General features: G+C 67.4%; 10 protein-coding genes. 7 read left to right on the top strand and 3 right to left on the bottom strand.

Annotated elements, in window-relative coordinates:
• Positions 1-281 precede the first annotated feature (281 nt).
• The 5 genes from AAIO73_RS07310 to AAIO73_RS07290 all read left to right on the top strand — a co-directional run bounded on the left by AAIO73_RS07310 (position 282) and on the right by AAIO73_RS07290 (position 5,092).
• Complete coding sequence (locus tag AAIO73_RS07310) at positions 282-1,424, top strand: hypothetical protein (protein ID WP_345877071.1); 1,143 nt, start codon at positions 282-284, stop codon at positions 1,422-1,424.
• Between the two features lie 72 nt (positions 1,425-1,496).
• On the top strand, positions 1,497-2,018 hold the full coding sequence (locus AAIO73_RS07305; RefSeq protein WP_345877070.1) for a DUF2975 domain-containing protein: 522 nt from the start codon (positions 1,497-1,499) through the stop codon (positions 2,016-2,018).
• Positions 2,018-2,248, top strand: coding sequence for a helix-turn-helix domain-containing protein (locus tag AAIO73_RS07300; RefSeq protein ID WP_242119872.1), 231 nt, complete (start codon positions 2,018-2,020; stop codon positions 2,246-2,248). Before AAIO73_RS07305 ends, AAIO73_RS07300 begins: the two co-directional genes overlap by 1 nt.
• 20 nt (positions 2,249-2,268) lie before the next feature.
• Positions 2,269-3,678, top strand: coding sequence for a M16 family metallopeptidase (locus tag AAIO73_RS07295; protein ID WP_345877069.1), 1,410 nt, complete (start codon positions 2,269-2,271; stop codon positions 3,676-3,678).
• 1 nt (position 3,679) lies between these two features.
• A complete protein-coding gene (locus AAIO73_RS07290; RefSeq protein ID WP_345877068.1) occupies positions 3,680-5,092 on the top strand; it encodes a M16 family metallopeptidase in 1,413 nt (470 codons plus the stop codon).
• Positions 5,093-5,309: 217 nt separating this feature from the next.
• Here the strand turns inward: AAIO73_RS07290 and AAIO73_RS07285 are convergent, their stop codons facing one another.
• The 3 genes from AAIO73_RS07285 to rplJ all read right to left on the bottom strand — a co-directional run bounded on the left by AAIO73_RS07285 (position 5,310) and on the right by rplJ (position 7,546).
• Positions 5,310-6,386 carry an energy transducer TonB family protein gene (locus tag AAIO73_RS07285; RefSeq protein ID WP_345877067.1) on the bottom strand — a complete coding sequence of 359 codons (1,077 nt, stop codon included), beginning with the start codon at positions 6,384-6,386 and terminating at the stop codon, positions 5,310-5,312.
• Positions 6,387-6,604: 218 nt separating this feature from the next.
• On the bottom strand, positions 6,605-6,982 hold the full coding sequence (gene rplL, locus AAIO73_RS07280) for a 50S ribosomal protein L7/L12 (RefSeq protein WP_056002613.1): 378 nt from the start codon (positions 6,980-6,982) through the stop codon (positions 6,605-6,607).
• A gap of 48 nt (positions 6,983-7,030) precedes the next feature.
• Positions 7,031-7,546 (bottom strand): 50S ribosomal protein L10, encoded by a 516-nt coding sequence (gene rplJ / locus AAIO73_RS07275; protein ID WP_055761025.1) that lies wholly within the window; start codon positions 7,544-7,546, stop codon positions 7,031-7,033.
• Between the two features lie 379 nt (positions 7,547-7,925).
• Here rplJ and AAIO73_RS07270 point away from each other — a divergent pair, with 379 nt between their 5' ends.
• On the top strand, positions 7,926-8,669 hold the full coding sequence (locus tag AAIO73_RS07270; RefSeq protein WP_345877066.1) for a copper homeostasis protein CutC: 744 nt from the start codon (positions 7,926-7,928) through the stop codon (positions 8,667-8,669).
• 20 nt (positions 8,670-8,689) lie between these two features.
• Entirely contained in the window at positions 8,690-11,587 is a 2,898-nt protein-coding gene (gene galA / locus AAIO73_RS07265) for a beta-galactosidase GalA (protein WP_345877352.1), read from the top strand.
• Positions 11,588-11,615: the final 28 nt, after the last annotated feature.

Genomic DNA, 11,615 nt, shown 5'->3' with positions numbered 1-11,615 from the left:
CACCGGGCTGGCGTGCGATCGGGACGACGAAAGCCGCGTCACCCAATATGGGCCGCAGCTGATCGAGCGTCCTGGAATGGCGACAGACCTATACATGCAATGCGTTGCGCGACGACGCATTCTTTCCCGGTCCTGAAGCAAGCCCACCATATAGAAGCGGTGGCGGAGTGTGTCAACGCGGGCCAGATATTGTTTCGACTGGGCGTGGAACCAACTCGCTTCGTCGCAATGGCGGGTTCGGCGGGCTGACAGGTACCGGCAAAGCCCGGTTGAGGGCGGGGATGCAGTTCCAGCTTTTGTGCGCGGCCGTCGTCGCGAGTCTCGCCATGCCCGCCGCCGCGCAGCAGACCAATCCGGGTGGGTCGATCCCGATCTACGACATCACGCCGCAGGTCGCGCCGACCCCGGTGGCAACTTCGACGCCGATCGCAACGCCGACACCGACGCCGACCCCGCGCGCCACGCCGGCGCCGCGCCCCACCGTCACCCCGACTCCGCCCGCGCAACGTCCGCGCGTGACACCTTCGCCAACTTCCACGCCTTCGCCCGCGCCCGTCGCCCGCCCGACACCGGCTCCGGCCCCGACCCCGGAGGCGACCTATGTCGGGCCGCAGGTCCTGCCGACCGCCGAACCGACCGCGACGCCCGAACCCGCCGTCGCGCCGACCGCGACCCCCGAAGCCGCCCCGGTCCAGGCCGGCGATGCGCTGCCATGGTGGCTATGGTTCCTCGGCGGGATCGCCGTCGCCGCCGCCGCGGCGTTCCTGTTCACGCGCCTGCGCCGCAAGCCGCCGGCTGCCATCGAGGAGATCGCCCCGGTCGCGCCCGTCCCGGTCCGACCAGTCGAGCCGGTCGCTCCGCCCCCGCCGCCGCGCCCCGTGACTGCGCCACCACCGCCGCCACCGCCCGCGCCCGTCGCGCCGAACCCCGGCCCGTTCCTCGAATTCCAGCTCGCCCCTCTGCGCGTCGGCACCGAGGGCGAGCGGATTCTGCTCGATTTCGACCTGACCGTCGGCAATCCGGCGGCGATGCCGGTGGCCGAGGTGCGTATCGCGACAATGCTGCTGACCGCTCATGCCGAACAGGACGAAGCGATCGCGACCTTCTTCGCCAACGACACCAAGCGCGGGCTCGACCCGTTTGCGCTGGGCGCGGGGGAGCGCCGCCAGCTCGAAGCGACGATGACCCTGCCGCGCGTCGCGGTGAATATCGTTACCGCCCGGGATCGCCCGTTCTTCGTGCCGATGATCGCGATCGACGCGCGCTATCGCTGGGAGGACGGTCGGGAATCGCGCACCACCGCCGCCTTCATGGTCGGCCCGACCGCACCGCAGGGCAAGCTCGCCCCGATCTTCACCGATCGCGGCGACCGCATGACCGACCGATTGGAAGTCCGGCTCTATGGCGAGGTGCGGCGGACATAGGGCGGGGCGCCATTCTGCTTGGCGCTGATCGATATACCGATTAGCGTCCGCATCGGATCGAATGGGGGCAGCATGGGGCGGCGGGACCGGATATTGCGATTGACGCTTGGCGTGCTGCGGCTGCTGCTCGCCCTCAACATCCTCTTCGCGGTCGCCTTCCTGCTGGCGGCGATCGCTAGCCTGCCGCTGCATGACATGCTTGGCGCGCGGATCGCCGCCAAATATCCGGCGATCGATGTCGAGCGCATGATCGGCGGTGTCCGCGCGCTGCTGCTGCTGGGCGTCGTCGCGGCGGTGCCCGCGCACGTCATCTTCTCTAGGCTGACGGCCATTATTCGCACCGTGCTGGCGGGCGAGACCTTCGCGTCGCCCAACGCCCGGCGGGTGCGGGCGATCGGCTGGGCGCTGCTCGCCATCCAGCTGCTCGACATTCCGCTGTTCCTGATCCTGCCGCGCTTCGCCGGCACCGGGGTCGGTCTGGACGGCTCGTCCTTCTCGGTCGGCGGATGGCTGTCGGTACTGGTCGCGTTCGTGCTGGCGCGCGTGTTTGCCGAAGGCGCGGCGCTGCGTGAGGATCTGGAGGGGACGGTCTGATGGCGGTGCTCGTCCGCCTCGACGAAGTGTTGCTCGCCAGGCGCATGACGCTGACCGAACTGGCGCAGGCGGTCGATATCACGCTCGCCAATTTGTCGATCCTGAAGACCGGCAAGGCGCGCGCGATCCGTTTCACCACGCTCGATGCGATCTGCCGCGTGCTCGAATGCCAGCCCGGCGACATTCTGGTCCATGCCGATACGGCAGAGGAAAGCGCTACCGACGACTGATTTGCAAAAAGGGGGGACCGATGATGCCTATCATGAAACGGCTGTTGCTGGGGGCGGCGCTGGCCGTGCTGCCGGCGATGGCGACCAATGTGCTGGCGCAACCGCGCCCCGCCGCCGCGCCCGCGAAGCTCGCCATCGACATGCGCTACTTCACGCTGCCCAACGGGCTGAAGGTGGTGCTGTCGCGCGACACGCTGGCCCCGACCGTCACCGTCGGCGTCTATTACGGAATCGGCTTTCGCGTCGAACCGCGCGAGCGGACCGGCTTCGCGCATCTGTTCGAACATCTGATGTTCCAGGGATCGCAGAACGCACCCAAGGGCGTATTCATCAACACCATCAGCAATGCCGGCGGCGTGCTGAACGGGTCGACCCGGTTCGACTTCACCAATTATTTCGAGATCGTGCCGTCCAACGCGCTGGAACGCATCCTGTGGCTGGAGGCCGATCGCATGGCCCGCCCGGTCATCGACGACACGGTGCTCAAGAACCAGCAGGGCGTCGTCGGCAACGAGGTGAAGGTCAACGTCCTCAACCAGCCCTATGGCACCTGGCCATGGATCGACCTGCCGATGCTCGCCAATACCAACTGGTACAACAGCCATAATTTTTACGGCGACCTGAAGGAGATCGAAGCGGCGACGGTGGCGGATGCCAAGCAGTTCCAGTCGGAATTCTACCGCCCGAACAATGCGGTGCTCGTGGTCGCGGGCGACATCGACTATGCCGGGGCCGAGGCGATGGTCCGCAAATATTTCGGCCCGCTGCAAAAGGGCGCAGCCGTGGTACTGCCCGACCTCGCCGAACCGCGCCAGACGGTCGAGAAGACACGCAGCCGCGTCGATGCGCTGGCGCCGAAGCCCGGCTGGGCGGCAGGCTATCACATGCCGCCGCGCGGCACGCCCGAATGGTATGCGATGGGCCTGATCGACCAGATGCTCCTGCAGGGCGACGACAGCCGCCTGTCGCGCAAGCTGGTGGCGGAGACCGGCATCACCGGCGACCTGTCGGGCGGCATCAACGCCTATCTCGGCAACATGTACAACTATAATGGCCCGATGCTGTGGGCGTTCAACTTCACCCACGATCCGAAATTCACCGACGCCCAGATCCGGCAGGCGGTCGACGGGGTCGTCGAACAACTCCGCACCACGCCGGTGACCATGGCCGAGCTCGACCGCGTACGGACCAAGCTGCGCTCCGACCTGTACTCGTCGGTCGATGGCGGCATGCGGATCGGCCTGATCGATCTGCTCGCCGTCTATGCGCTGTTCGACAATGATCCGCAGGCGGTGAACCAGATCGAAGCCGGCTTCGCCAAGGTCACGCCCGCGCTGATCCAGAAGACCGCACAGGAATATCTCCGCCCGACCAACCGCTCGATCTATACCATCGTGCCCGGCAATGCCGCAGCCCAGGGAGCCAAGTGAGATGCGCCGTTCGATCCTGCTCGCCGGCCTCGCGCTGCTCGCCGCGCCGCTCGCCGCACAGACCCAGCCGCCGGCACTCCCCGCGCCGCCGATTGGGGCGCCCAAGCCGTTCACCGTGCCCGCATCGGAAACCTATACCCTGCCCAACGGCATGGGCGTGACGCTGATCCCCTATGGCAATGCGCCCAAGGTCACGATCATGCTGCGCGTCTATGCCGGCAATCTGGAGGAGGGGCGCGATACCTGGCTGTCCGACCTGACCGGCGACATGCTGAAGGAAGGGGCGGGGAGCCGCGATTCGACCGCGCTCGCCACCGCCGCGGCCGGCATGGGCGGCAATCTGTCGGTGCGCACCAGCTATACCGGCACGTCGATCACCATGAGCGGCCTCAGCGAATTCGCGCCACAGGCGGTCGCGCTGGTCGGCGACGTCGCGCGGCGGCCGACCTTCCCCGCCGGCGAGTTCGCGCGGGTCAAGGCGAACAGCGCGCGGTCGCTGGCGCAGGCGCTGGCGCAGCCGGGCACGCTTGCCGATTATGCGCTGGCCCGGGTCACCTATGGCGATCATCCCTATGGCCGCACGGTGCCGACCCCCGCGCAGCTCGATGCCTATACCCTCGATCAGGTGAAGCGCTTCTACGCGACCAATTTCGGGGCGCAGCGCGCGCGGCTGTACGTCGCGGGCCGGTTCGATCCGGCGGCGGTCAAGGTCGCGGTCGAAAAGGCGTTCGGCGACTGGCAGAAGGGGCCACCGCGCCTGTCGCTGGTCCCGACCGCTACGCCAGGACCGCGGGTGCTGCTCGTCGATCGTCCCGGTGCGCCGCAATCGACGATCCGCCTCGCCTGGCCCGCGCCGCTGGCCGGCAGCGCGGAGGACATCCCGATGCGTGTCGCCAACGCACTGCTCGGCGGCAGCTTCTCGTCACGGATCACCCGCAACATCCGCGAGGACAAGGGCTATACCTATTCGCCCGGATCGGGGATCGACCAGCGTCCCGGGAATGCTGCATGGACCTTCGACGCCGACGTCACCACCGCGGTGACGGGCGCGTCGCTCAAGGAAGTGTTCCATGAAATCCGTACATTGCAATCGGCCCCGCCGGGCACCGCCGAGGCGGCGGGCATGCGCAGCTACAATGCGGGGCTGTTCGTGTTGCGCAGTTCGGACAGCGCCTCGCTGATCGGGCAGTTGGCGACGCGCGACGCGCTCGGCTTGCCCGCCGACTGGCTCGACCGCTACGTACCCGCGACGATGGCGGTCAGCGACGCGCAGTTCAGCAGCGCGATCAAACAGAATCTGCCGCTCGACAAGTTCACGCTGGTCGTGGTCGGCGACCTTGCCAAGGTTAAGCCGCAGCTCGACGGATTGCCCGAGTTGAAGGGCGTGCCGGTGCAGACGGTGACGGTGCCGTAAGAAGGGCTTACGCCTGCTCCCCTTGCTCGTCGGGAAGGGGGGCTTCTATCCGCTTATACCGCGATGACAGCAGATAGGACCGTTCATGCTGAGTAGGGGCTGAGCGAAGTCGAGGACCCGTATCGAAGCACCTGCCCCAAGCGGTCCTTCGATACGCCATTTCGACAAGCTCAATGGCTACTCAGGATGAACGGATCTGGTTGATATCCAACACACTCTAATAGATTGGTGCTGTCTCGGGGTCGGCGGGCATATCGTTCGACCGAATCTTGAACAACACGCGGTCGATGCAACCGCTGGCCCCGGTCGGCGAAGGTGCCCGTCGGGCGGAACGAACGACCTGTAGCGCCTGCTCGCCAAAGGCGGTGGCGGGCTCACTGGCCAGCACGCGGACGTTGCCAACGTCACCCCATGGCGCGACGTCGTAGGTGACGATCGCCCATCCCTCGATCGAGCGGCGGTTCCATGGGGCAGGATAGGTGAGGCGCGGCGGCTGGACCCACGGGGCGGCGGGGCAGTTGGGCTTGGCGCCAAAGCTCGCTTCCTCGGGCGCGACGGGGGCAGCAATCGGTGTGGCGGCGCGCCAATGGGGATAGAGGCAGCCGGTGCGGGCACCGTCGGTGAAACGCGACGCGGCGATCGCCTTGCGCCCGGCGGCGTCGAGTGCGCGATTGGCGGTGCCGGCGATGGTGCGGACATTCACCGGCTTGCCGCTGTCGGTCAGATCATAGCCGGTCATCGTCCAGCTACGCTCGCCCGGCGACCCGGTAATCTTGTCGAAGTCGGGATAGGCGCGGAGCAGCGGCCTCGGGTAGGGCGGGCGGAGGCAATCGCTGTTCGCAGCTCCGATCCGGTTCCAGCCTGCCTGTGGCAGCCGGCCGCTGATCGGATCGATCGTATAGGCCATCAGCTCGACCGGGTCGGCATCTGCGAAGGGCACCGCTTCGGCACGATAGACGATGGCGCAATCTGCGAGTGCTTCACCCGGCGCAAAGCGGGCAACGGCAAGCGCCGGGGCAAGGTCCTCGCCCGATGGAACGTAGCGGGTCGGTGCCTGCGCGATCGACAGTGCGCGGCCGGTGGCGTCGATACGGAAGGTGAAGGTGACCGGTTGCGGATCGACCTGCCCCCAGACAAGGCCGGAGAGCGGACGCGGGGCGGCAAGCGGCGTGACGGCGCGATCGCCGCAGCGGATGCTCTCCACCTGCCAGCGCAGCAGTTGCTGCTGTGGCGGGGTGGCGACGGCCGGCGCGATCGGTGAGGCGGCGGCGAGCAACAGGGTGAGGACAGTCATGCATGGATGGTGTCGCGGTTTCGTGACGTCCGCAAGTCATTGTCGCGATTGGGGTTTGCGGACGTGAAAAAGGGGCGGTCCCCGCTTGGGGCCGCCCCTTCTTCGTACCGTGCAAGCCGGGATCGAAGTGAATTCGATCCCGTCGGTCGGGCCTTAAAGCCCGCCGGCCGGCCTTGACGGAGATAGCGGAGCCTCGGCTCCGCTGTCCCGTCTGCGGCTTACTTGACTTCGACGGTTGCGCCGGCGCCTTCGAGCTGCGCCTTGATCTTGGCGGCTTCGTCCTTGTTGACGCCTTCCTTGACGGCCTTCGGAGCGCCTTCGACCAGCGCCTTGGCTTCGGTCAGGCCGAGACCGGTGATGGCGCGGACTTCCTTAATGACGTTGATCTTCTTGCCGCCGTCGCCGGTCAGGATGACGTCGAATTCGGTCTGCTCTTCAGCAGCCGGGGCAGCGGCGCCGCCGCCAGCGGCCGGAGCGGCAGCAACGGCAGCAGCGGCCGAAACGCCCCACTTTTCTTCGAGCAGCTTCGACAGTTCAGCCGCTTCGAGGACGGTCAGTTCGCTCAGCTGGTCGACGATCGCGTTCAGGTCAGCCATGATATTCTCCGTAAATCAGATAGGGGTAAATTGGTCGGAAGCCGCCGATCAGGCCGCGTCCTTCTCCGCATATGCCGACAGGACCCGGGCGATCTGTGCCGCGGGAGCCTGGGTGATGGTCGCCAGCTTCGTTGCCGGGGCAACGATGAGGCCGACGATCTTGGCGCGCAGTTCGTCGAGCGACGGCAGCGAGGCGAGTGCCTTGATACCTTCCGCATCGAGGAGCTGACCGCCCATCGCGCCACCGACGATCTCGATCTTGTCGTTCGTCTTGGCGAAGTCGTTGATGACCCGTGCCGCGGCAACGGGGTCGGTCGACGTCGCCAGCGCCGTCGGGCCGGTCAGCAGGTCGGCGATCACCGCGTACGGCGTGCCTTCGGCTGCGATCCGGGCAAGACGGTTCTTCGAGACCTTGTAGCTCGCGCCGGCGTCACGCATCTTGTTGCGCAGGCCCGTCGATTGCGCGACGGTCATGCCGAGGTTGCGGGTGACGACCACCACGCCGACCTCGTTGAAGGTGCGGTTCAGCTCGGCGACGGCTTCACTCTTCTGAGTGCGATCCATGCCGTTCTCCTTAACTGGGGCGGTTCCCGAACCGGAAAACGCCCGCGTACAATCCGCCCGCCGCGGTTGCGACGAACGGGGCGACAGTCCGTGAAGGGGCATGGTCGCCATGCGAAGGAACCGGGCAGTCGCGCGGATTTCCCATGGCTGGCCCGGCGTGGCGAAAGCTGCGCCCGGCGATATAACGCATTCCCCGCCTCGGCAGGACATTAAGCGGGGAACCCGCACCTGCTGTCTCGGACGGACGTCGGACATGGACGAATCCTGCCACGACGCTTGGCCGCGCGCTTATGCCGGACCCGTGCAGGAGTCAAGCATGGGAAGCCGCTTGACCTTCGGCGACGACGCTTCATTAGTCTTACAAACCGACGGGGGTCGCATGGCGCGTACGACGCTGGAAATCTGTATCGACAGTGTGGCGGGGTTCGATGCCGCCATTGCCGGGGGCGCGGACCGGGTCGAATTGTGCGGTGCGCTGTCGGTCGGCGGGCTGACGCCATCGCCGGGCCTGACCGCCCTCGTCGTCGCGCGGGCACGGATGGCGGGCATCCGGGTCCATGCCATGGTCCGGCCGCGCGCAGGGGACTTCACCTATTCGCCCGGCGAGGTCGCGACGGCGATCGCCGATGCGCAGGCCCTGATCTCCGCCGGGGTGAACGGGCTGGTGTTCGGGGCGGTGCGTGACGGCACCATCGACGAAGCGGTTACGCAGCAATGGGTTGCCGCCGTCCGCACGGTGCGGGGCGATATCGACCTGACGCTGCACCGCGCGGTCGACCTGCTACCCGATCCGGTCGCGGCGATCGAACCGGCGCTCGCGCACGGCTTTGCGCGCATCCTGACCTCGGGCGGTGCGGTGCGGGCCGTCGACGGGGTGGGGGTGATCGCGGCGATGACGCGCGCGGCGGCGGGGCGCATCGTCGTGATGCCGGGATCAGGCGTTCGGCCGGACAATGTCGCGGCGCTGCTGACCGCGACGGGCGCGGGAGAGGTCCATGCCTCCGCCGGGGTGGCCGTGCCGCAGGACGATGCGCTCGTACAGGCACTGGGCTTTGCCGGGCCGGGACTGGCCCGGACCGATGCGATGGTCGTGCGGGCGCTGCGCGCCGCGATCGACGAATAAGGAGAGATCGGATGAGCTTCATGCCCCTTGGCCGGCGCGCCCTGCTGACCGGAACGGCGGGAACGCTGGCGGCGGCGACCCTGCCGATGCGGGCGCTGGCCGCACCGCGCGCGACCGAGCCGAACGGTTTGCTGCACGGCCTTGCCCCGCGCGACGGCTTGTTCGAACGCTTGCCCGTCGAGGATCCGTCCCGGACGCTGCTCGCGCGCGGCTGGCTGTTCCACGAAGGGGACATCACGCCCCCGGCGCCGGTTACTCATGACGATACGTACAGCAATGCCAAGGCCGGCAATGCGCGCGGCGCGGCGGCGATGGACCACGACGACAGCGACTGGGCGGAGGTGACGCTGCCGCACGACTGGGCGTCGGCGCAGGGGTTCGTCGAGACCGCCAATGTCGCGCAGGGCTATCGCCCGCGCGGGATCGGCTGGTATCGCCGGACGCTGCGGCTCGACCCCGCGGATCGCGGCAAAAGGCTGGAACTACACTTCGGGGCGATCGCGACCGCCGCGACGATCTGGATCAACGGCAGCATCGTTGCGCGCAATTTTTCCGGTTATAATGCGATAGATATCGACCTGACGCCGTTCGCACGCTTCGGCGACGAATTGAATGTCATCTCCATTCGCGTCGACGCCAACGCCATGGAAGGCTGGTGGTACGAAGGCGCGGGCCTGTACCGCCATGTCTGGCTGTCGAAGCGGTCGCCGGTGTCGATCGCGACCGATGGCGTGCATTGCGATCCGCGGCTCGGTGGCGATGGTCGCTGGAGCGTGCCGGTCACCGTGACGCTGGACAGCATCGCGCGCGAAGCGGCGACGGCGAACGTGCTCGTCGACTTGCTCGATCCGGCGGGGAAGGTGCTCGGCAGTGCTCGTGGCCAGGCGGAACTGCAACCACTGGCCCGGGCGGAAGTCGCAATCACGCTGCCCGTTGACAATCCGGTGCGTTGGTCGATCGAGACGCCGACGCTCTACACCGTCCGGGTGACGACCGATGCGCCGGGCGGCGCAGACGAACGGCGTATTCCGATCGGGTTTCGCACGATCCGCTTCGATGCCGAACAAGGATTCTTCCTGAACGACCGGCACGTCAAACTGAAGGGCGTGTGCCTGCATCAGGACCATGCCGGGGTCGGCGTGGCGGTGCCCGACGCGCTGCTCGAATGGCGGTTGCAACGGATGAAGGACACCGGCGTCAACGCCATCCGCTGCTCGCACAATGCGCAGGCCGAGGCGTTCTACCAGCTATGTGACCGGATGGGGTTCGTCTTGATGGACGAGAACCGGATATTCAACCCGGCGCCGGAGAATATGGCGCAGCTCGAATGGCTTGTCCGGGCGCATCGCAATCATCCCAGCATCATCCTGTGGTCGGTGTTTAACGAAGAACCCATGCAGGGCACCGAAGCCGGCGTCGAAATGGTGCGGCGGATGGCCGCCCATGTCCATGCGCTGGACGACAGCCGGCCGGTGACCGCGGCGATGAACGGCAGCTTCTACGACCCGCAAAACGTGTCGAGCGTGGTCGATGTCATGGGCTTCAACTATTATCAGGGCGATTACGACAAGTTCCACGCGCTGAACCCCGCCAAGCCGAGCACGTCGTCGGAGGACACCAGCGCGTTCATGACGCGCGGGGCCTATGCGACCGATCAGGAACGCCATGTCATGTCGTCGATGGACGACGAAGCCGCGCCGTGGGGCGCGACGCATCGCAAGGCATGGGCGGAGATCGCCAAGCGGCGCTTCGTCGCGGGCGGGTTCGTCTGGACCGGCTTCGACTATCATGGCGAGCCGACGCCGTTCACCTGGCCGACCATCGCCAGCTTCTTCGGCATTCTCGACCTGTGCGGTTTTCCCAAGACCGCCTATGACATCCATCGCGCGCACTGGATCGACGACACGGCCGTGGTCGGTATCGCGCCGCACTGGACATGGCCGGGCAAGGAAGGGCAGCCGATCGCGCTGCTCGTCACCAGCAATGCCGAACGGGTGCGCGTGGTGCTCAACGGCCGGGTGATCGGCGAACAGGCGGTCGACCGGATCATGGGCAACAGCTTCACCGTCCCCTATGCGCCGGGCAGGCTGGAAGCGATCGCGCTGAAGGGCGGGCGCGAGGTCGCGCGGGCGGCGCACGAGACGGCGGGCCTGGCGGTCGCTCTGCGCCTGACCCCGGCACGCCGTCAAATACTTGGCGATGGCGAGGACGTGGTCCCGGTCACCATCGACGCGATCGATGCGAAGGGGCGGCATGTGCCGATCGAGAACCGGGCGACCCGCTTCACCATCGATGGCGCGACGCTGATCGGTGTCGGCAATGGCGATCCCAACAGCCATGAAAGCGAGAAGGCGCCGCAGCGGTCGCTGTTCAACGGCCTTGCGCAGATGCTGGTGCAGGCGGGCGAGGGACGCGGCAAGGTGACGATCGTCGCCAGTGCCGACGGACTGCGCCCGGCGCGGCTGGTGATCGACCGGGTCGCGGCGACCCCGCGGGCGCAGGTGGCGGTGACGCCGCCGGGGGCGTTCATCCTCAATTGGCGGCGGTCGCCTTCGTTCGCGACCGCGCCCGATCCGGCGCTGATGCCGCCGACCAACGACAATAACAGCTGGGACTTTACCCGCAGCGGCAACACGACGGGGCCGGAAGCGGGCGCGTCGTTCCGCCTGTATCGGGCTACGCTGCCGGTCCGGCGGCGGGTGGTGGAGGAAGGCGGCAACGTCACCTTCGCCCGGATCGACGGGCGGGCCAGGGTCTTTGTCGATGGCAAGGTGGTCGCGACCAAGACCGATTTCGCCGCCGCGCCGCTGGTCGCGTCGATCCCGCCGGGGGCCAAGACCATCGCGGTGATCGTCGAGGCACAGCCGAACACGCGGTCCGGGTTCAACGGCACGGTGCGGGTCGCGCCGAAGGGATAGCGACCGGCCCCTTGCTCCCTCCCGTTTG

The organism is Sphingomonas epibiotica (assembly GCF_039615155.1).
Taxonomy (GTDB): Bacteria; Pseudomonadota; Alphaproteobacteria; order Sphingomonadales; family Sphingomonadaceae; genus Sphingomonas.
The sequence above is the reverse complement of the archived record's forward strand: the minus strand, read 5'-3'. Positions and strand labels throughout refer to the sequence as shown.